Annotated in this window: 17 protein-coding genes and 1 rRNA gene; 4 read left to right on the top strand and 14 right to left on the bottom strand. The window is 73.0% G+C overall.

Going from position 1 to position 20930, the window contains the following annotated elements; translation table 11 throughout:
• Positions 1-58 precede the first annotated feature (58 nt).
• Both JOD65_RS13735 and JOD65_RS13730 read left to right on the top strand, forming a co-directional pair.
• Positions 59-1066 carry an ATP-binding cassette domain-containing protein gene (locus tag JOD65_RS13735; RefSeq protein ID WP_191197348.1) on the top strand — a complete coding sequence of 336 codons (1008 nt, stop codon included), beginning with the start codon at positions 59-61 and terminating at the stop codon, positions 1064-1066.
• On the top strand, positions 1063-1875 hold the full coding sequence (locus tag JOD65_RS13730; RefSeq protein WP_191197349.1) for an ABC transporter permease: 813 nt from the start codon (positions 1063-1065) through the stop codon (positions 1873-1875). Before JOD65_RS13735 ends, JOD65_RS13730 begins: the two co-directional genes overlap by 4 nt.
• On the opposite strand, the gene JOD65_RS13725 is transcribed toward JOD65_RS13730, so the two are convergent.
• From JOD65_RS13725 to JOD65_RS13710, 4 genes are all read right to left on the bottom strand, one after another.
• Positions 1859-4981 carry an ATP-binding protein gene (locus JOD65_RS13725; RefSeq protein WP_191197350.1) on the bottom strand — a complete coding sequence of 1041 codons (3123 nt, stop codon included), beginning with the start codon at positions 4979-4981 and terminating at the stop codon, positions 1859-1861. The two genes, JOD65_RS13730 and JOD65_RS13725, sit on opposite strands and share 17 nt — an antisense overlap.
• A 2-nt stretch (positions 4982-4983) precedes the next feature.
• A complete protein-coding gene (gene xerD, locus JOD65_RS13720; RefSeq protein ID WP_204811177.1) occupies positions 4984-5916 on the bottom strand; it encodes a site-specific tyrosine recombinase XerD in 933 nt (310 codons plus the stop codon).
• On the bottom strand, positions 5913-7028 hold the full coding sequence (gene ald / locus JOD65_RS13715; protein ID WP_204811174.1) for an alanine dehydrogenase: 1116 nt from the start codon (positions 7026-7028) through the stop codon (positions 5913-5915). Before ald ends, xerD begins: the two co-directional genes overlap by 4 nt.
• Before the next feature lie 81 nt (positions 7029-7109).
• The gene (locus JOD65_RS13710; protein ID WP_191197351.1) at positions 7110-7754 is read right to left on the bottom strand and encodes an NUDIX domain-containing protein; all 645 of its coding nucleotides are present in this window, start codon (positions 7752-7754) and stop codon (positions 7110-7112) included.
• An 82-nt stretch (positions 7755-7836) separates the two neighbouring features.
• On the opposite strand from JOD65_RS13710, the gene pepN reads away from it, so the two are divergent.
• On the top strand, positions 7837-10284 hold the full coding sequence (gene pepN, locus JOD65_RS13705; protein WP_191197352.1) for an aminopeptidase N: 2448 nt from the start codon (positions 7837-7839) through the stop codon (positions 10282-10284).
• 65 nt (positions 10285-10349) lie between these two features.
• Here the strand turns inward: pepN and pyrG are convergent, their stop codons facing one another.
• Genes pyrG through JOD65_RS13665 form a run of 8 tightly spaced genes read right to left on the bottom strand, consistent with a single transcriptional unit; the run spans position 10350 to position 18934 of the window.
• On the bottom strand, positions 10350-12044 hold the full coding sequence (gene pyrG, locus JOD65_RS13700) for a CTP synthase (protein WP_191197353.1): 1695 nt from the start codon (positions 12042-12044) through the stop codon (positions 10350-10352).
• 11 nt (positions 12045-12055) lie between these two features.
• Positions 12056-12949 (bottom strand): copper transporter, encoded by an 894-nt coding sequence (locus JOD65_RS13695; protein WP_191197354.1) that lies wholly within the window; start codon positions 12947-12949, stop codon positions 12056-12058.
• Positions 12946-14145: a putative cytokinetic ring protein SteA gene (gene steA / locus JOD65_RS13690; protein WP_191197355.1), complete on the bottom strand. Its 1200-nt coding sequence runs from the start codon at positions 14143-14145 to the stop codon at positions 12946-12948. The genes JOD65_RS13695 and steA overlap by 4 nt, the downstream gene beginning before the upstream one ends.
• A 15-nt stretch (positions 14146-14160) precedes the next feature.
• Entirely contained in the window at positions 14161-15933 is a 1773-nt protein-coding gene (recN, locus tag JOD65_RS13685) for a DNA repair protein RecN (RefSeq protein ID WP_191197356.1), read from the bottom strand.
• Positions 15926-16876, bottom strand: coding sequence for an NAD kinase (locus JOD65_RS13680; RefSeq protein WP_191197357.1), 951 nt, complete (start codon positions 16874-16876; stop codon positions 15926-15928). The genes recN and JOD65_RS13680 overlap by 8 nt, the downstream gene beginning before the upstream one ends.
• A complete protein-coding gene (locus JOD65_RS13675; RefSeq protein WP_191197358.1) occupies positions 16873-17712 on the bottom strand; it encodes a TlyA family RNA methyltransferase in 840 nt (279 codons plus the stop codon). Before JOD65_RS13675 ends, JOD65_RS13680 begins: the two co-directional genes overlap by 4 nt.
• Before the next feature lie 6 nt (positions 17713-17718).
• Positions 17719-17904, bottom strand: coding sequence for a hypothetical protein (locus tag JOD65_RS13670; protein WP_191197359.1), 186 nt, complete (start codon positions 17902-17904; stop codon positions 17719-17721).
• A gap of 10 nt (positions 17905-17914) precedes the next feature.
• Positions 17915-18934: an HAD-IIA family hydrolase gene (locus tag JOD65_RS13665; RefSeq protein WP_191197360.1), complete on the bottom strand. Its 1020-nt coding sequence runs from the start codon at positions 18932-18934 to the stop codon at positions 17915-17917.
• Positions 18935-18982: 48 nt separating this feature from the next.
• Between JOD65_RS13665 and JOD65_RS13660 the strand changes: the two genes are divergently transcribed.
• Positions 18983-20101 (top strand): DUF1015 family protein, encoded by a 1119-nt coding sequence (locus tag JOD65_RS13660; RefSeq protein ID WP_191197361.1) that lies wholly within the window; start codon positions 18983-18985, stop codon positions 20099-20101.
• Here the strand turns inward: JOD65_RS13660 and JOD65_RS13655 are convergent.
• A complete protein-coding gene (locus JOD65_RS13655) occupies positions 20076-20534 on the bottom strand; it encodes a single-stranded DNA-binding protein (RefSeq protein WP_307821170.1) in 459 nt (152 codons plus the stop codon). The two genes, JOD65_RS13660 and JOD65_RS13655, sit on opposite strands and share 26 nt — an antisense overlap.
• 199 nt (positions 20535-20733) lie before the next feature.
• Positions 20734-20851, bottom strand: a 5S ribosomal RNA gene (rrf, locus tag JOD65_RS13650).
• Between the last annotated feature and the right edge of the window lie 79 nt (positions 20852-20930).

Below are 20930 nucleotides of genomic sequence, written 5' to 3'. Positions count from 1 at the left end.
TCAGCGCGGCAGGCGGCGTGGAACCACGGTGAAACCGCGGGCGCGGACAGTTCCTCCCATGACCACACAACCAGGACTCGCGGTCCGCGCCTCCGGGCTCGTCAAGCAGTACGGCGACCAGCGCGCCGTGGACGGGATCGACCTCGAGGTCCACCACGGCGAGGTGTTCGGCGTGCTCGGGCCCAACGGCGCGGGCAAGACGACGATGCTTCGCATGCTCGCCACCCTGCTCCGCATCGACGAGGGCCGGGCCGAGATCTTCGGCCACGACGTCCACGCCGAGCCCCACGCCGTACGACGGCTGCTGGGCGTCACCGGGCAGTTCGCCTCGGTCGACGAGAACCTCACCGCCACCGAGAACCTCTGGCTCTTCGCGCGGCTCCAGGGCCTCGGCCGCACCGAGGCCCGCACCCGCGGCGCCGAGCTGCTCGAGCAGTTCGACCTCACCGAGGCGGCGAAGAAGCCCATCTCGGCGTTCTCCGGCGGCATGCGCCGGCGTCTCGACCTCGCCACCAGCCTGCTCACGCGGCCACCGCTGATCTTCCTCGACGAGCCCACCACGGGCCTCGACCCCCGCACCCGCGGGCAGATGTGGGACACGATCCGGGACCTCGTCCGCACCGGGTGCACGGTCCTGCTGACCACGCAGTACCTCGACGAGGCCGACCAGCTCGCCGACCGGATCGCCGTCATCGACCGCGGCCGGAAGGTCGCCGAGGGCACCGCCGACGAGCTCAAGTCGTCCGTCGGCCAGTCCGCCCTGCAGCTCCAGCTGGCCGACCCCGCCGACCTCCCGGTCGTGGCGGACGAGGCCCGGAGGCTGGTGGGCGAGGAGGCGGTCCTGACCCCCGAGGCGCGACGCGTCAACGTGCCGCTGACCCGCACCGACCAGGCCGTCGACGTCCTCGTCGCGCTCCGCGACCGCGGGATCGTCATCGAGTCGGTGACGGTCCAGAAGCCGTCGCTCGACGAGGTCTTCCTCGCGCTGACCGGCCACGACACCCACGACGGCACGCCCGCGAGCAGTGCCGACGTCCACGACCTGCAGATGGAGGACGCCCGATGAGCACCACGACAGCTACTCACCCCGCCGACGTCGGCACCGCCCGCGTCGGTCTGGCCGACACCGTCAGCCAGACGATGACCCTGGCCTGGCGCGCGACGATGAAGATGCGCCGCAGCATGGAGGTGATGTTCGACGTCACCATCCAGCCGCTGATCTTCACGGGGATGTTCGCCTACATCTTCGGCGGCGCGATCTCGGGCGACGTCCAGAGCTACCTGCCGCTGATCATCCCCGGCCTCATCGGCCAGACCGTGCTGACGGCGTGCGTGGCCACCGGCGTCCAGCTCCGCACCGACATGGACACGGGCGTCTTCGACCGGTTCAAGGTGCTGCCGATCTCGCGAATCGCGCCGCTGGCCGGACCGATGGTGGCCGACCTGCTGCGCTACTTCATCGCGTCGGTCCTGACCTTCGCCGTCGGCATCGCCATCGGCTACCGCCCGGGCGGCGGCGTCGCCGGTGTCGCCGGAGCCGTGCTCCTGGCCATGCTGGCGGGCTGGTCGCTGGCCTGGATCTTCACCCTGTTCGGGATCCTCGGCCGCAACGCGCAGGGCGTGCAGGCCATCTCCCTGCTCGTGATGTTCCCGCTGACCTTCCTGTCCAACGCGTTCGTCCCGACCGACACCATGCCCGAGCCGCTCCAGACGTTCGCCGAGATCAACCCGGTCTCGCTGGTGATCACCGCCCTCCGCGACCTCGCCAACGACGGTGCGGTCACCGCGGGGGTCGGCTGGGCACTGCTCGGCTGCACCGTGATCATCGCGGTCTTCGCCCCGCTGTCGGTGCGGGCGTTCAACCGGCGGATGTGACCTGCCAGGCGCGCTGCAGGCGGTCCACCGCCGCAGCCGCGCCGGCCACCAGGGCAGGGCCCGGATGGTCGGCCAGCTCCACGACGAGCGGGCCGAGCCGTCCGGGCTCGACCGCGTCCGCGAGCGCCACCATCGGCTCCCACGCCATCACCGGGATGCTGCGGTTGTAGGCCCAGCGGTGGGCGACCGCGAGCAGGTGCACACCGTCCGCATGCTGCTCGGCGGGCCCGAACCTCAGCACCCACGCGGCCAGCGCCACCAGCAGCATGCCGTTGAGCGGGAGGTCGGTGAACCAGAGCGTGCCCTCGGGCGTGCGGCCGGACGGGCCCGCGACGAGGTCGCGCAGCTCGTCGGCGCGGGCGTCGGGCGAGCTCGTGCCGTAGCGGACCCGGCTGACGAGGGCGGCCGACGACGCCAGCGCCACCCACGGCGATGCGCCCGGTCCCCCACCCGGGTCGCCGTCGGTGACCAGGTCGACGACGGCGTCGTAGCGGCGAAGCGCCTCCGCGTGGTCGCCCCGAGCCAGGGCGAGCTCGGCCTGGGCGGTCTGCCACGTCAGGCGGGCGCCGACCTGGGCGGTCTCGCCGTCCGGCGGGCCGAACCGCTCGAGCAGGACCGCCGCCGCGTCGGCGTCGCCGTCCAGCAGCGGCGCGAGGGCGGTCGCCACCTGGAGGCTGTAGGCATCGGTCATCGAGTGGATCCGCTCGAGCAGCGGCCACGCCACCTCCGCGTGGCGGGCCGCCCGGTGGTGGTCGCCGACGGCCATCGCCAGCTGGCTCAGCTCTGCGTGGAGCGACGCGTGGAGGTAGGGCGGCAACGGCCCGTCGAGGGCCGCCTCGGCGTACGTCCGCGCGGCGTCCACGTCGCCGTCGTTCTCGGAGACGATCGCCGCCCACAGCAGCAGCGCGCCGGCCATCCCCGGTCGCGACTGCTGCGCGGCGACCTGGGCGAGGCGCGGGGGCACCGGCCCGTCGGCGACGTGGACGGTGTGGCCGATCAGCCCCCACACGCCGGTGGGACGCTCGCCCTGCAGGAGCAGGTCGCGCAACCCGCCGAGGTCGGCCCCCGGCATCCAGCTGAGGTGGACCATCAGGACGCCGGCGGCCTCCTGGGCGTGCCGTCGCAGGTCCGGCGGCATGTCCCAACCGGAGAGCAGCTCGGTCGCGGCGTCGCAGACGGCGAAGATCCTCGGCTGGTCGCCGGTGACGGTCCAGAGGCTGCCGAGCAGCGCCACGAGTCGCGCTACGGTCTCGCGGTCGCCGGTACCGAGGGCGTGCCGGAGCACATCGGTGAGGTTGTTCTGGTCGCGCACGAGCAGGTCCACGAGCTCGACCTGGTCGTCGGTGACGACGAGGTCCTGGCAGCGCTCGGCCAGGTCGCGGGCCCACCTCCGCTGCGCCTCTCCGGCTGCCTCCTCCTCGCCGCTGCGCGCGAGGCGGGCGGCGGCGTACTCGCGGATCGTCTCCAGTGCCCGGAAGCGCGCGGTGCCGCCGTCCTCGGTGACCACCAGCAGGGACTGCTCGACGAGCGCGTCGACCAGGTCGGAGCCGTCGACACCCAGCACCGACACGGCCGTCGCCCGGTCGAACCCGTCCTGGAAGGCCGAGAGCCACGCCAGCGCCCGCTGCTCGTCGGCGCTCAGCAGGTCCCAGGACCAGGCGATGACCGCCTCCAGCGTGCGGTGGCGGTCGGGGGTGGTGCGGTCGCGGCTTCGGAGGGCGGCGAAGCGGTCGTCGAGTGCTGCGGCCACCTCGGCGACCGTCATCGTGCGGACACGCGCGGCGGCCAGCTCGACGGCGAGGGGCAGCCCGTCGAGGCGGTCGACGACGTCGCGCACCCCGGTGGGATCCAGCACGGCGTCCGGCCGCGTCGCCGTGGCGCGCTGCACGAACAGCTGCCCGGCGTCGACCGCGGAGAGCTGGCTCAGCGGGACCGCGCGTTCGGCGCCCAGTCGCAGCGGCGCCCGGCTGGTGGTCAGCACCCGCAGGTCGCGGGTCGTGGCGAGCAGGAAGGCCACCAGCGCGGCCACCGGCTCGAGGACGTGCTCGCAGTTGTCGAGGACCAGCAGGGTCGGCCCCGCGTCGAGCTCCTGCGCCAGCCGGCTGCGTACGTCGGCCTGCTGGGTCGCGGTGAGCGCGAGCCGCGTCGTCACCGAGCCCCGGACGCCGAGGGCCGCGCCGACCGCGACCACGACGTCGTCTCCCGCGCCGACGCCGACGAGCTCGACCACGTGCACGCGGGGCAGCATCGACTCGCGCGCCAGCACCTGGGCGATGCTGGTCTTCCCGATGCCGCCCGGACCGAGCACCGTGACGAGCCGGGACGCGGATAGGGCCGAGCGAAGCCGGTCGAGGTCCTGCTCTCGGCCCAGCAACCCGGTCGCGTCGTACGTCACCCCGGTGCGCACCGGGTCGTCGGCGGCCAGCAGCTCTGCGTGCAGCCGTTGGAGGGCGGCCTCCGGGTCGACGCCGAGCCGCTCGACCAGGTCGGCCCGGTAGGTCTCGTAGCGCGCCAGCGCGGTGGCCGGTCCTGCGGTCGCGGCCTCGGCGCGCAGCAGCGCGAGGAGGACCTCTCCGTCGTCGGGGCGCCGCTGGTGCGCGGCCGCCAGGTCGTCGAGCGCCTCGGCGTGCCTGCCCAGCCGGGCGGCGGCCAGCGCCGCCACCTCCCGCGCGGTCGTACGTCGCAGCTCCGCGGCGTGGCGCAGGTCGCCGAGCGGTCCGGACCCGGGGACGCCCACCTCCATCGCCGCGGCCGACGACGCGAGGCGGAAGGCCTCGGTGGCCTCGCCGGACGCCAGCGCGGCGCGCGCGGTGGCGAGGTGGGCCGCCTGGATGCGGGCGTCGACGTCGTCGTCGGCCAGGCCGAGCCGGTAGCCGCCCTCGACCCGCTGGACGGCGTCCGGCGCGGTGGCCGCGCGGGTGCGGGAGACCAGCACCTGCAGGGCCTTGGCCGGGTGCACGGGCTCCGCGTCGGGCCAGATCTCCCGCACGAGCCGACCGTCGCTGACGCCCGCCGGCTCGGCGACGAGCACGGCGAGCAGCGCGCCCACCCGTTCGCCGGGCAGCGGCACGCCGTCCCACGAGACCCCGTCGAGCAGGCGCAGCACGACTACTCCCGGGCCCGCGGGTGGGCAGTGGCGAAGACCTCGCGCAGGTTGTCGACCGTGACGAGGGTGTAGACCTGCGTGGTCGTGACGGACGCGTGCCCGAGGAGCTCCTGGACGACGCGCACGTCGGCGCCTCCGTCGAGCAGGTGGGTGGCGAACGAGTGCCGCAGCGTGTGCGGGGAGACCGACGCGGTCACCCCGGCACGATCGGCGGCCTTGACCAGCACCGCCCACGCGCTCTGCCGCGACAGCCGGCCCCCGCGGGAGTTGAGGAACATCGCCGGGCCGCCCTTGCCAGCACCGACCAGCTCGGGTCGCGCACGCGTGAGGTAGGCGGCGACGGCGTCGCGGGCGTAGCCGCCGACCGGCACCAGCCGCTCCTTGCCGCCCTTGCCGCGCAGCAGCACCGTGCCGTCGACCTGGTCGAGGTCGTCGACGTCGAGCCCGACCGCCTCGGAGATGCGCGCCCCGGTGCCGTAGAGCAGCTCGAGCAGGGCCCGGTCGCGCAGGGCGAGGACGGTGTCGGGCGCTCCCGCCGCCTCGAGGATCGCCTCGACGTCGGACAGCGGCAGCGCCTTGGGCAGCCTCTTCGCCGGCGTGGGCGGCTTGACCGCGGCCGCCGGGTCGGTCGTCGCCAGGCCGTCGGAGACGGCGAACTTGTGGAATCCGCGCACGGCCACGACCGTCCGCGCGGCGGACGTCGCGCTCAGCGGCGGATGGCCCTCGCTCCCCTCACGCAGGCTGACCAGGAACGCGGTCACCGTCGCCTCGGTGACCGCGTCCAGGTCGTCGATGCCCTGCCCGGTCAGGAACTCGTCGTAGCGGGACAGGTCACGGCGGTAGGAGCTCAGCGTGTTGACCGCCAGCCCGCGCTCGACCGCCAGGTGGTCGAGGTAGGTGCGGACCGCGCGGTCCAGCCTCGCCCCAGAGCTCACCCGAGGACGGTATCGAGTTCCACCGACTCGATACCCACGGCTTCGCCGACCGGCGCGTTGGTGAGCTCGCCGGCGTGGGTGTTGAGACCGAGCGCGAGGCTCCGGTCGTCGCGCAGCGCCTGCTGCCAGCCCTTGTCGGCGAGGGCCACGGCGTAGGGCAGCGTCGCGTTGGTGAGGGCGTACGTCGAGGTGTTGGGCACCGCGCCGGGCATGTTGGCCACGCAGTAGAACACCGAGTCGTGCACCTCGTAGGTCGGGTCGTCGTGCGTCGTGGCGTGGGAGTCCTCGAAGCAGCCGCCCTGGTCGATCGCGATGTCCACCAGCACCGAGCCCGGCTTCATCCGCGAGACGAGGTCGTTGCTCACCAGCTTGGGCGCCGCGGCGCCCGGGATGAGGACGGCACCGATCACCATGTCGGCCTCCATCACCTGCTGCTCGATGGCGAGCCTGGACGAGGCGAGCCCGTGGACCCGGTTGTTGTAGCGCCAGAACGACATCCGCAGCTTGTCGAGGTCGGTGTCGAGCAGCGTCACGTCGGCGCCCATGCCGAGCGCGATGTTGGCGGCGTTCTGACCCGAGACGCCGGCGCCGATGATGACGACCTTGGCGTTGGCCACGCCGCCGACGCCACCCATCAGGACGCCGCGGCCGCCGTTGGCCTTGAGCAGGGAGTGCGCGCCGACCTGGGGTGCGAGGCAGCCCGCGACCTCCGACATCGGGTAGAGCAGCGGCAGCCCGCCCGAGGGCAGCTGGACCGTCTCGTAGGCGATGGCGGTGACCTTGCGCTGCATCAGCTGCTCGGTCAGCGGCTTGTCGGCGGCGAGGTGGAGGTAGGTGAAGAGGGTCTGGCCCTCCCGCATCCGCTCGTACTCCTCGGCGACGGGCTCCTTGACCTTGAGGACCATGTCGGCGGTGCCCCACACGTCGTCGGCCGTGTCGAGCATCGTGGCGCCCGCGGCGACGTACTCCTCGTCGGGGATCTGCGAGCCCTCGCCGGCGGTCTTCTGCACCACGACCTCGTGGCCGTGCTGGACGAGCTCGTGCACGCCGATCGGGGTCAGGGCCACGCGGTACTCGCGGTTCTTGACTTCCTTGGGTACGCCGACCTTCATGCCTTGCTCCTCAAGTGTTCCGGGGGACCACCACGGTGTGGCCCGCCTCACAGCGAGGGCGAGAATACTCCCGGGGGGCCCCTACCGGGCGTCGAGGGCCCCGCGGCGCTTGAGCACGTCGTACGCCAGCACCGCCTGCGCCAGCGGACCCTGTCGCACCCGCCCCTCGAGGACGGCCTCGAGCAGGTCGGCCATGGGCACCCAGAAGCGCTCCATCTCGGCCTCCTCGTGCTCCATCTCGAAGTCCCCGCGCGGCGCGTGGGTCAGTCCGCGTGCCAGGAAGATCTCGTGCACCTCGTCGCTGATCCCCGCGCTGGAGAAGGTGCTCAGCAGCAGCCGCCAGTCCGCGGCGTCGAGCTCGACCTCCTCGCGCAGCTCGCGCTTCGCCGTCTCGACGGCCGGCTCGTCGCCCGCGTCGCGCAGTCCGGCGGGGAGCTCGACGAACTCGTGCCCGCTGGTGTGGCGGTACTGGCGCAGGCACATCACCCGCTCGTCGTCGTCGACCGCGAGCACCACGACCGCGCCGGGGTGCTCCAGGCTGAGCCGGCTGAACTGCTCGGGGTGGCCCGGCCGGGTGATCCGGTCCTCGCGCAGCGCGACCACCCAGTCGTCGCGGTGCAGGTCCTGGCTCGACACGACGGGCCACGCCATCGGCCGGTCGGCGAGCTCGTCGGGTCGGCCCTGCGGTCGGTCGTCCGATCGGTCGTGGGTGCTCGCGTCGGTCATGCCTCGACGCTAGCCCAGAGGCACATGTCGGTTGAGATGGAGATGGAGATGGAGATGGACAGGGTGAGTTAGGTTCGGCTGCATGACGTTGTCGACCCTCACCAAGCACGAAGCGAAGACCCGGTCGGACCTCCTCGAGGTCCAGCGCTACGACATCGAGGTGGACACGACCGGCCTGCTCGAGGGCGAGGTGTGGCGCTCCACCAGCACCATCGCCTTCACGTGCTCCGCGCCCGGCGCGACCACGTTCGTCGACGTCGCGATGGACGTGGTCCGAGCGACCCTCAACGGCGAGGACGTCGACGTCTCCGCCGCGGCCGGCGGTCGCCTGCCGCTCCCCGCGCTCGCGGCCGACAACGTCCTGGTCGTGGAGGCGAGCACCACCAACACGGCCACCGGCGAGGGCATCCTGCGCACGGTCGACCCGACCGACAAGCTGGTCTACGTCTGGACCAGCCTCGAGCCCGACGAGGCGCGCCGCGTGTGGGCCTGCTTCGACCAGCCCGACCTCAAGGCTCCCCACCGCTTCGTCGTGACCGCGCCGTCGTCGTGGCTGGTCACCTCCAACGGCGCGCCCGAGTCGGTCGAGGACGCGGAGGCCGACGACGCTCGGGTGTGGACGTTCCCCGACACGCCGCGCCTGTCGACGTACGTCGTCGTGGTCAACGCGGGTCCGTTCCACGAGGTGCGGCAGCAGCACGACGGCTACGACCTGGGCTTCTACTGCCGCCAGTCGCTCGTGCCGATCCTCGAGCGCGACCTCGACGAGATGGTGACCCTGACGCGGCAGGGCCTCGCGTTCTTCGGTGAGCGGTTCGGCTACCCGTTCCCGCAGGAGCGCTACGACCAGGTCTTCGTGCCCAACCTCGGCGGCGCGATGGAGAACTGGGGCTGCGTCACCTACGGCGACGGCCAGCTGTTCCGCACTCCCCCGACCCACGCGCAGCGCGCGGTCCGGGCGGAGTTCATCTTCCACGAGATGGCGCACATGTGGTTCGGCGACCTCGTGACGATGCAGTGGTGGGACGACCTCTGGCTCAACGAGGCGTTCGCCTCCTGGGCGGCCAACTGGGGCATGGCGGGGGCGAGCGAGTTCACCGAGCAGTGGGCCACCTTCCTCGCCGCCTTCAAGCGCACCGCCTACGAGATGGACATGAGCCCGGCTCGCCACCCCATCCGCAGCGACGTGCCCGACGTGTCGTCGGCGATGTCCAACTTCGACGCCATCACCTACGTCAAGGGCCAGAGCGTGCTGCACCAGCTCGTCGCCTACATCGGCGAGGACGCGTTCGTCGAGGGCCTGCGCGACTACTTCAGCCGCTACGCCTTCTCCAACACCCGCCTCGACGACCTGATGGACTGCTACTCGCGGGCCTCGGGTCGCGACCTGTCGGCCTGGACCAAGGCGTGGCTCGACGAGGCCGGCACCGACGTGATCTCGCTGGTCGACGGCGAGCTCGTCGTGGAGACGACCGACGACCAGGAGCCCCGGCCCCACCGCCTCGACGTGGCCGTCTTCGACGCCTCGGGTGACGCCCTGGTCCCGGTCGGCCGCTCCTCGCACGAGGTGACCGGTCGGCGCACCCCGATCGACCTGCCCGAGGGCGACCTCCGCCTGGTCAACGCGGGTGACTACACGTTCGCCGCCGTGAAGCCCGACCCGACCTCGTTGCGGCTGATGCTCGAGCGCGTCCAGCAGCTCGACGACCCGCTCGACCGGGCGCTCGTCGCCGCCACCGCCGGCCAGCTGCTGCTGCTCGGCGACGTCGCCCCTCGCGACGTGTCGAGCGCACTCACCCGCGCCCTGTCGACGGAGACCAGCCCGGCGCTCGTCGAGCCCTTCCTGGGCCAGGCGCTCCAGGTCGCCGACAGGTGGGCGCCGGCCGACGAGTCCCCCGGCCTGCTGGCCGCGCTGGCCGACGCCGTGGTCGGGCTCGTCGACGTGCCCGACGCCCGCCAGGCGGCGCTGCGCACGCTCGCGGCGTCCGCCTCCACCGACGAGCACTGGTCGGTCCTGCAGGCGGCCGCCGACCGGGCGACCGACCTCGACCTGGCCTGGCGGATGGCGGTGCGCCGCGCCGAGCTCGGCGACTACGACGAGGACGTCGTACGCCGTCTGCTCGAGTCCGACCCCGACCCGGACGCCGGCATGCGCCGCCTCGCGGTGCTCGCCGCCCGTCCCGACGTGGAGGCCAAGGAGGAGGTGTGGCGGGCGTTCTTCGTCGACTACGCCGTGCCGGCCAGCCGGGAGACCCTCGTGCTGGGGTCGACGTTCTGGCGTCCCGGTCAGGCCGAGCTGCTCGCGCCGTTCGCGCACCGCTACCTCGAGGAGCTGCACACGCTCAAGGGCGGGCTCCTCAACCAGGGGCTCACCATCCGCGCGATGTACCCCCTCGGTGCGGGCGACGAGTCGTTCCTCGCCGCCGCCGAGGCCGCGGCCGACGACACCAGCCTGATCGCCTACGCCCGCAACCAGCTCCGCGCGAACTCGTTCGTCCTCGGCCGGGTCCTGCAGGCCCGCCGCCTCTGACGCCCGACTTGCTCCGCTTCAGCGATCCCCGGTCAGCCGGGGATCGCTGACAAGTACCCCCGCCGTCAGTCCTCGGCGCCCTCGTCCTTGCGGCGCAGGCCCGACTCGTCGAGCGGGAAGCGCTCGGAGCGCTGCCGCTCGATGGCCGCGCCGACGAGGCCGGCGAACAACGGGTGCGGCCGCGTGGGCCGCGAGCGCAGCTCGGGGTGCGCCTGGGTGGCGACGTAGTAGGGGTGCACGTCCGCCGGCAGCTCGACGAACTCGACGAGCCCGAGCTCGGGGTTGACGCCCGAGAACACCAGGCCCGCCTGTGCGAGGGGCTCGCGGTAGGCGTCGTTGAACTCGTAGCGGTGGCGGTGGCGCTCCTCGACGGTGCCCGAGCCGTACGCCGCCCGCACCACGCTGCCCTCGGCGAGGTCGGCCTTCTGCAGGCCGAGCCGCATGGTGCCGCCGAGGTCGCCGGCGCCCTCGACGTACTTCTTCTGCTCCTCGATGGTGGAGATGACCGGCTCGACGGTGTCGGGGTCGAACTCCGTCGACCCCGCCTTGGTCAGGCCCGCCACGTTGCGGGCGTACTCGATCACCATGCACTGCAGGCCCAGGCACAGCCCGAGCGTGGGGATGCCGTGCGTGCGGGTGTAGCGCAGCGCACCGAGCTTGCCCTCGATGCCGCGCACGCCGAAGCCGCCGGGCACGAGCACCGCGTCGACGTCGGCAAGGTGCTTGGCCGCACCCGCCTCGGTCTGGCACTCGTCCGAGGCGACCCACCGGATGTGCACCTTCGCGTCGTGGGCGAAGCCCCCGGCACGCAGCGCCTCGCTGACCGAGAGGTAGGCGTCGGGCAGGTCGATGTACTTGCCGACGAGCGCGACGGTGACCTCCTCGGAGGGGTGGTGCACCCGGCGCAGCAGGTCGTCCCAGTCGGTCCAGTTGACGTCGCGGAACGGCAGGTCGAGGCGGCGTACGACGTAGGCGTCGAGGCCCTCCCGGTGCAGCACCTTCGGGATGTCGTAGATCGACGGCGCGTCGGCGCACGTCACGACGGCCTCGTCGTCCACGTCACACATGAGCGCGATCTTGCGCTTGATGCCCTCGGGCAGGTCGCGGTCGGAGCGGCACACGATGGCGTCGGGCTGGATGCCGATGGAGCGCAGGGCCGCGACCGAGTGCTGGGTGGGCTTGGTCTTCAGCTCACCGGACGGACCGATGTAGGGGACCAGGGACACGTGGATGAAGAAGCAGTTGTCGCGCCCGATCTCGTGCCGGGTCTGGCGGGCGGCCTCGAGGAACGGCAGCGACTCGATGTCGCCGACGGTGCCGCCGACCTCGGTGATGACCACGTCGATGTCGGGGCCGCCCATCGCGAGGATGCGGTCCTTGATCTCGTTGGTGATGTGCGGGATGACCTGCACGGTGTCGCCGAGGTAGTCGCCGCGACGCTCCTTGGCGATGACGGTCGAGTAGACCTGACCGGTCGTGACGTTGGCGATCTGGTTCAGGTCGGTGTCGAGGAACCGCTCGTAGTGCCCGATGTCGAGGTCGGTCTCGGCACCGTCGTTGGTCACGAAGACCTCACCGTGCTGGAAGGGGTTCATCGTGCCCGGATCCACGTTGAGGTAGGGATCCAGCTTCTGCATCGTGACGCGCAGTCCGCGCGCCTTCAGCAAGTTGCCCAGGCTCGAGGCGGTGAGCCCCTTGCCGAGGGAGGAGGCGACGCCTCCAGTGACGAATACGTGCTTGGTCGGCGTGCGGCTCTTCACGGGCTTTTATCCTACCCGAGGGGGACGGGTCCGTCCGCACCCGACGCACCGAACGCCCCACCCGGAGTCGTCAGCGAGCGCTGGAGGGTGAGGATCGTGGCAACCCGACCGGCGGCCGTGTCGACGCCGTCGAGCGTCGCGACCGCGGCTGAGACCGGGTCGGCACGGAGCCGACCGAGCTGGCCGTCCCCGCCGTCGGAGGTGACACCCGCCACGACCACGCCGCCCGCCTGGACGGCGAGTCCCTGGACGAGCCCGGCGAGGATCGCGTCCGAGCCCTCGTCGCCGGCGTCCGTGCCCAGCACGACCAGCACGAGCGGCGAGCGCTGCGCGACCTCGCCCGGCTTGGCCATCAGGCCGGCGCCGCTCACGGCGTCGACGATCGCGCGGGCCTTGCCGTTCACGTCCTGGCCTTCGGCCTCCTTCGTCGCCACCGCGAGGCCGAGCAGCTGTCCGACCCGGTCGTACGTCGACGCCTCGGCGGCGACGTCGCCCTCGGCCTGCTGGGTCAGCAGCTGGCTGCCGAGCGTGTCGACCAGCGACTTCTGGCCGGGGTCGACGATGTCAGCGGACAGGTCGTAGCGTGCGCTGATCGTGCCGCCGGCGGCGGTCACCTGCTCGGTGAGCGCCGTGACGACCTGCTCGTCGGCGCCCGGCACGGTCACCACGGCGACCGAGCGGTCAGCGAGGCGCCCGCTGACCGTGGCCGGCCCCAGCGCGGAGACGAAGCTCTCGGTGTAGTCGGTCTGCGCCCGGTCCGCCGCGGGCGCGGCTTCCTTCTCGCCGGACGAGGTCGCGGCGGTGGGTCCGACGTCGGAGAGCGGGCCGCCGCCGAGGACTATCCCGGCCGCAAGGGCGAGGAAGACGGCGACGATGGTGAGCAGGTGGTGGCGCAGGGTGATCACGGAAGAATTCCTCGGACGTTGTCGATCAGGTCTGACGTGGTGCTGGTGACGGGCGGCGACAGCTCGTCGACCCACTGCTGGCCGACCGGCGTGACGCTCACGGCCGCCGCGAGGGCGAGCACCCCGGCGACGAGGGCGCCGACGAGGTGGCGGGGCCGGACCGCACCGTCGTAGAGCCGCGGCACTGCCGCCGCGTCCACGAGGTCGGGCCCGAGCTTGAGGCGGGTCAGGAACGTGCTCGCCAGGCCGCTGCGGCGCCGGTCGAGGAAGTCGGCGAGGGTGGCGTGCATGCCCACGCCGACGATCAGCGAGGCCTCGTGCGCCGAGGCGAGCAGCAGGGCGGCGTCCTCGGTCGTGGCGGACGTCTCGAAGCGCAGCGGCCGGATGCCGAGCCGCTCGAAGGGCTCGGTCGCGCTGCGCGGAGCGCCGCGCTCGACGAGGACGACCACGTCGCGGGCCCGACGCAGGACGGCGGCCGCGGGCAGGTCGTCGGAGCCGCCGGTCACCACGACGACGTCGGGTCGGTGCCCGGCGCTGGCCAGGGCGTCCGCGCCGCGGTCGACTCCGACCAGGACGGGGCGCTGCTCGCGCACGAAGGGCTTGATGCCGCGCAGCTCCTGCTCCCACCCGTGGGAGCGCACGGCCACCACGACGGGGCGTCCGGCCATCTCGGTGGCGGTGCGTGGCACCCCGTGGCCGTGGAGCAGGAGGTCCTGCTCCCGGCGGAGGAACTCGGTGCTGTTGTGGGTGAAGCTCTCGAGCTGCGCCGAGAGGCCGGAGCGGGCGCCGTGCATCTCGGAGGCGACCAGGTCGACGGTCAGCTCGCGCCCCTCGGCGACCTGGGTGCCGCCGGCGTGCACCGCGTCACCGTCGACGCGGAGGGCGGCTCCGTCGCGGACCCGGTCGAAGATCTCCGGGCCGACGCTGTCGACGACCGTGAGCCCGGCCTCCACGAGCAGCTGCGGCCCCAGGTTGGGGTAGCGGCCCGAGATCATCGGGCTGGCGTTGACCACGGCCACGACGCCGGCGTCGACGAGCGCCTGGGCGCTGGCGCGGTCCATGTCGAGGTGGTCGAGGACGGCGACGTCCCCTGCGTGCAGGCGGCCGAGGACGCTGGCCGTACGACGGTGGACCCGGGCGGGACCGTGCACGCCGGGGAGGGCGGGGGCTTGGCGGGAGCGGACTGCGAACTTCATGACCGCGCCATGGTGTCAGCCGCGGGCAGGCCTCTCGGGGAGGCACGCCCGCTCGGGCGCGGCGGCCTCCAGCAGCTCCCGGGCGTGCGCCCGGGCACTGTCGGAGTCCTCGACGCCGGCGAGCATCCGCGACAGCTCGCGCTCCCGGTCGTCGTCGGTCAGCGAGACGAGTCCCGAGGTCGTGACCGTGCCGTCGCTGGACTTGTGGACGACCACGTGCCGGTCGGCGTAGGCCGCGACCTGCGGCAGGTGGGTCACGACCAGCACCTGCGACGTGCGCGCCAGGGCGGCGAGCCGGCGCCCGACCTCGATGGCGGCCTTGCCGCCGACACCGGCGTCGACCTCGTCGAAGACGAACGTCGGGACGGACCCGGTCTCGGCCAAGGAGACCTCGAGCGCGAGCATCACGCGGGAGAGCTCACCGCCGGACGCGCCCTTGTGCAGGGGGCGGGCGTCGGCACCCGTGTTGGCGGCGAGCAGGAACTCCACGTCGTCGACGCCGTGCACACCGGCACGCACCCAACGGCCGTCGACCAGCAGCTGCGGTCCGGCCGGGGTCTCCGGAGCAGGTGTGTCCTGCTGGGTGATCGCGATGGTCACCGTGGCGTGCGGCATGGCCAGGGAGGTGAGCTCGTCGCTCACCGCCTGACCGAGCCGTCGCGCAGCGTCGTGACGCTGGGCGCTGAGGGTGCCGGCGAGGTCGCCGAGCTCGGCGCGGATGCGGTCGCGGCGGGACTCCAGCTCGGCGATCTGCCCGTCGGTGTCCTCGAGGTCCAGCAGCCGCTTCGCGCCGTCCTCGGCCCACGCGAGCACCTCGTCGATCGTCTCGCCGTACTTGCGGGTGAGCGCCGTCAGCGCCGCCCGTCGCTCCGAGACGGCCGCGAGACGGCCCGGGTCGGTCTCGAGGGAGGCGGCGTAGGACGCGACGTCGCCGGCGAGGTCCACGAGCAGGTGGCTCAGCTCGGCGAGCCGGTCGGCGAGCTCCCCCGCCGCCGGGTCGTGGTCGCGGACGCCGTCGAGCGCCCGCCGCGCCGCGCTGGTCGTGGCCAGGGAATCGGGGGCGCCCTCCTCGCTGGAGAGCGCCTCGCGGGCCGTCTCCGCCGCGGTGCGCAGGGTGTCGGCGAACCCGAGGCGCGTCTCCTCGGCGGCGAGCTCGGCGTCCTCCCCGGGGTGCGGGTCGACCGCCTCGACCTCTCCGAGGCCGAACCGCAGCGTGTCGGCCTCCCGTGCGCGCTCGCGAGCCGAGCCGACCACCTCGGCGAGCGTCCGCTCGGTCACGATCAGCTCCGCCCACAAGGCGGCGTACGACGACGCGGTCGCGGCCAGGCTCTCGCCGCCGAACCGGTCGAGCGAGGAACGCTGGGCACCGGACCGGAGCAGGCGGTGCTGGTCGGACTGGCCGTGCACGGCCACGAGGGGCTCGGCGACCTCGGCCAGGGTCGTCACCGGCACCGACGCACCGCCGACCCAGGCGCGCGAGCGGCCCTGTGCGGCGACGTTGCGGGCGAGGACGACCTGGTCCTCCTCGACCTCACCGCCGGCGTTCTCCACGGCCGCACGGAAGCCGTCGAGGTCGCTGACGGCGACAACGCCCTCGACGCGGGCCTGCTTGGCTCCCGAGCGCACGGCGCCCGGGTCGGCCCGGCCGCCGAGCAGCAGCCCGAGGGCGGTCACGACCATCGTCTTGCCCGCGCCGGTCTCGCCCGTGATGACGGTCAGGCCGGGTCCGAGCTCGAGCGTCGACGACTCGATGACGCCCAGCTGGCTGATCCGGAGCTCCTCAAGCATCGGCGTCCCCGTTGTCGCGGCGTCGGCGCTCGGCGGCGCCGCGCCATCCCTCGACCGGCAGGTCGAACTTGGCCACCAACCGATCCGTGAACGGCGCGTGGTGCAGCCGGACGAGGCGCACCGGACGGGCGCCGCGGCGCACCTCGATGCGGGCGCCCGGCGGGAGGTCGACCGTGCGGCGACCGTCGCACCACAGGACGCCGGAGCCCTCGGTGTTGGACAGCACCTCGACGGCGAGCACCGACGTGGGTGCCACCACCATCGGGCGGGCGAACAGCGCGTGGGCGCTCAGCGGGACCATCAGCAGGGCCTCGACCTCGGGCCACACCACCGGGCCGCCGGCGCTGAAGTTGTAGGCGGTCGACCCCGTCGGGGTGGCACAGACGACGCCGTCGCAGCCCCACCTGGAAAGCGGGCGCCCGTCGACCTCGACGACGACCTCGAGCATGCGCTCGCGGGCGGCCTTCTCGACGCTCGCCTCGTTGAGGGCGAAGGTGGAGAACCGCACCTCCTTGCCCACCAGCACGCAGACGTCGAGGGTGAGCCGGTCCTCGGCGGTGTAGTCGCGCGCGACGATGGCGGCGATGGTGGACTCGACGTCCTCCTGCTCGGCCTCGGCGAGGAACCCGACGTGGCCCAGGTTGACGCCCAGCAGAGGAGTGCTCGTCGCGTGGGTCAGCTCGGCCGCGCGGAGGATCGAGCCGTCGCCGCCGATGACCAGCACCAGCTCGCAGCCCTCACCGGGCACGTCGTCGGGACGGGTCGTCTCGACGAGCCCGTCGATGTCGGCCAGGCCCAGGTCGGCGGCCTCGTCGGCCAGCAGTCGTACGGCGATGCCGTGGGTCGTCAGGCTCTGGACGCAGGCCCGCGCGACCTCCCGCACCTCGGCCCGGCCGGTGTGGGCGACCACCAGGACGCGGCGCTGGGGGCTGTGGGTGCTCACGGGTCCACCCTCTCACCCGCCGCCCCCAGCGACCCGGCGGCTTCGACCTCGGCGCGGATCGCGTCGGCCCCGATCGAGGCCGGACCCCGACGCAGCAGGAGGAAGAACTCTACGTTGCCGGAGGGCCCGGGGAGCGGGCTGACCGTGACGGCCACGGCACCCCAGCCCCGATCGGCGGCGAGGTCAGCGATCGTGGTGACCGCCTCGGCCCGCAGCGCGAGGTCGCGCACCACGCCGCCCTTGCCGACCCGCTCCTTGCCGACCTCGAACTGCGGCTTCACCATCAGCGCCAGCTCGCCGTCCTCGCGGGTCACGGACAGCAGTGGGTCGAGCACCAGGGCGAGGGAGATGAAGGACAGGTCGCCGACGACCAGGTCGACCGGGTCGCCGACGATGTCGAGGGTGAGCTCGCGGATGTTGGTGCGGTCGTGCACCTGCACCCGTGCGTCGCTCTGCAACGACCAGGCCAGCTGTCCGTAGCCGACGTCCACCGCCACCACCTCGCGCGCACCGGCTCGCAGGAGCACGTCGGTGAAGCCACCGGTGGACGCACCGGCGTCGAGGCATCGCTTGCCGCTGACGGTGAGGCCGTGCTCGGCGAACGCCTTCAGCGCGCCGGCCAGCTTGTGCCCGCCCCGGGAGACGTAGTCGACGGACGTGGGGTCGTCCTTGACCACGATCGCGACGTCGGTGGTGACCCCGGTCGCCGGCTTCGTGGCGCGTGCCCCCGAGACCGTCACCCGCCCGGCGGCGACGAGCTCGCTGGCGTGCTCGCGCGAGCGGGCCAGGCCGCGCCGGACGAGCTCCTGGTCCAGCCGTAGACGTCTGGGCGGCACGGGCGTTCAGACGCCCCGGGGGTCGCCGGACGCGTCGGGCCGGGCGTCGAGGGCGCGACGCAGCTGCTCGTGGGCGCGCTCGAACACCGCGACGTGCTCGGCCACGGGTGCGTCGGCCAGGGCCGCCACCTCCGCCAGGACGCGGTCGACCGACTCGACGCCGGTCGGCTCATGGTCGGGCAGCTCGCTCATGGCCGCGAGCCTACTCGGCACCGAGCTGTCGGACCGGTCCGGGAGGCGTCGTGTCGGAGACGTCGGCCGCGCTGCCCGACTCGTCGAGGTGGCGCCAGCACGCGGTGGCCGCGACGCGCCACCAGTCGGCGTCGCCGCCCTCCCCCTCGACCGTCAGCCGACCGTCAGCGACGCTCGCGGTCCAGCCGCCGAGCTCGACCGTCGCGTCAGTGACCGACGGCACGGGGTGCTGCTCGAACAGGCCCGCCAGCGTCGGAGAGATGTACGTCGGCCGCAGGCGGGGCGGTGCCGTGGCCAGCTCCTCGAGCCAGGTCACACCGGTGAGCACCAGCATCGAGGGCGCATCGATCGCGTGGGCGCCCTCGATGTCGGTGTCGAGCCGGTCGCCGACCATGAGCGGCTGGTCGCCCCCCACGCGCAGGACGGTCTCCTCCATCAGCGGCTTCTCGGGCTTGCCGGCCACGATCGCGTCGACGCCCGCGAAGCCGGTGATGGTCCGCACGAGGACGCCGTGGCCGGGCGCCAGCCCGTAGGGGGTGGGGATGGTCAGGTCGGCGTTGCTCGCCACGTAGGGCAGCCCGTCGCGCACGAGCGTCGAGACGCGCATGATGTCGCGCCAGCGGACGTCGGGGCCGTAGCCGCTCGCCACCGCCACGGCACCCTCGGGGTCGTCCACCGGCTCGAGGCCGGCCTCGAGCAGCGCGACCCGCAGGCCGTCCCCTCCGAGCATCAGCACGCGCGCACCCGCGCCGTGCTGCTCGACCAGGACCCGTGCCGCGGCCTGGGCGGAGGTGACCACGTCGCGTGCCTCGGCCGACACACCCACCTTGGTCAGCTTCGCCGCCACCTGGTCAGGGGTGCGCGAGGCGTTGTTGGTCACGAACGCCACGTGGCGCCCGGACTCGCGCACCCGGTCGATCACCGCGGCGACACCGTCGATCGCCTCGCCCCCGACGTAGACCACACCGTCCAGGTCGAACATGACCAGGTCGTGGGCCTCGACGAGGGCACTCTCGGACTCCTCGAGCATGGTCCACCCCTTTCCGGATTGTGACGAGCGTCCCCCTACGATGCTCCGATGGACCTCGCCACCGTCGTGCCTCCGTACGTGGCGAAGCCCCTCGAGCTGCTCCCGTTCCGGGCGGTGATGCTGTCCCCGACCCGCGTGGGCGACCCCGCCTCCGCGCGAGCACTGGCGCGACCCTACCGCGACGTCGCGGAGCGCCTGACCCAGTGGATCGACCGCGGCGACGCCCGTGCTGACGGCGGACCCGCCCTCTACCTCCACGAGTACACCGCCGGCGGCCTCACCGTCCGGGGCCTGGTCGGCGCCCTCCGCATGTCCGAGCGTGCGGACACGCTGGCCGAGCGGGCCGTCTGGCCGCACGAGGCGATCCACCCCGAGCAGGCCGGGGAGCTGGCCGAGCGGATGCTGCAGATGGACCTCAACCCGGCACCCATCCTCCTGGTGCACCGCGGCAGTCAGGAGCTCCGGGACCTCGTCGACGAGGTCGCGCGCGCCGAGCCGGACTGGCGCTACCTCGACCGCACCGGACAGCGACAGCGGCTCTGGGCCGTACGGGACGAGCAGGCCATTGCCCGCATCGGCCACCTCATCTCCGGCAGCTCGTGCCTCCTCGCCGACGGCCACCACAGGTACGCCGCCTACCTGCGGCTCCAGGAGGAGCACCCGGGCACCCCGTGGGACGCCGGGCTCGCGATGCTGGTCGACCAGGCCGACACTCCCCTGTTCCTCGGCGCCATCCACCGCACGCTGCCGACCGTGGGTCTCGACGTGCTCGTCGAGGCGACCCGCGCGGCTGGGGCCGAGGTGACCTCGCGATCACGGCAGGAGGCCCTCGGGGCCCTCGACAGCACGCACCTGGTGCTGACGGACGGGGAGACGTGGTACGCCGTCGCGCCCCACGGCCTCGACCGTGAGGCTGCCGTGTCGTGGCTGCACGACCACGTCCTTCCCCGGCTGCCCGAACCGCCGCCCCGCCTCGAGCACCACCACACGGTGGAGGAGGCACTGACCGCAACCTCCCCCGCGGCACCCGCAGTGCTGCTGCCGAGCCCCGACTTCGCGCAGGTCAAGGCACTCGTCGAGTCAGGCGGGCTCCTGCCGGAGAAGGCGACCTCGTTCCAGCCGAAGCCGAGCCTCGGCGTCATCATGCGACCGGTGAACGACGGATGATCCTCGCGGACGAGGCCACCACCTCGACCCGCGACCGTGTCGCTCCCCCGGCCTGGTAGAACCGACAGCAGACGGCGCCAGCCACCTCGACAGTGTCGCCGGGTCTCCAGCCGGCGATCCGCCGACGCAGCGAGGCGGTCCAGGCGGAGCACGGGATCGAGTCGACCCGCTGGCTCGTCGTGGCCACCGTCTTCGTCGCGCCGGGACTCCTCGGCACCGAGACCCGGAAGCTCACCAGAGCGTCTCCGCTCGGCAGCTCGACGACGACGGGGACGCTCGTGAGCCGGCCGACGAGCCGAACCTCGTTGGCACCCTCGTCGCCGTCGTCGGCGGGCGGCTGCGCCCGGCGCTCGCGGGGCGAACGGTCTGGCGAGCGCCTCTTGCGAGCGGTCGCGGTCTTCTTCGTGTCAGTCGTCGTGCCCGATGTGGTCACAGTGCACCTCCTGGTGACGACTGTCCCGGCTCGGTGCGACGGCCCGCCGTCCAGACGTGGCAGGCCTGTGGACAACACCCGACAGGCGCGCCCTGTGGACATTCGGCGGCCAGGTTCGGCACCCACCACATGACCACGACAAACACCCGGAAATGCAGAAGTGGGGCCACCCGAAGGTGACCCCACTTCCACAATGTTTGTCCGGCGGCGTCCTACTCTCCCACAACCTCTCGGTTGCAGTACCATCGGCGCTGAAAGGCTTAACTTCCGGGTTCGGTATGGGACCGGGTGTTTCCCGTTTCGCTATGGCCGCCGTAACTCTTTCAACCTCTACAAACCCCCAGGTGTCCTGGGTTGGGTTTGTTGGTTGGGAACTGCTTAGTGGACGCGAACAAG

Origin of the sequence: Nocardioides cavernae (genome assembly GCF_016907475.1) — a bacterium.
Lineage (GTDB): Bacteria > Actinomycetota > Actinomycetes > Propionibacteriales > Nocardioidaceae > Nocardioides > Nocardioides cavernae.
Note: the sequence above shows the minus strand (reverse complement) of the source record. Positions and strands in the feature narration are given on the sequence as shown.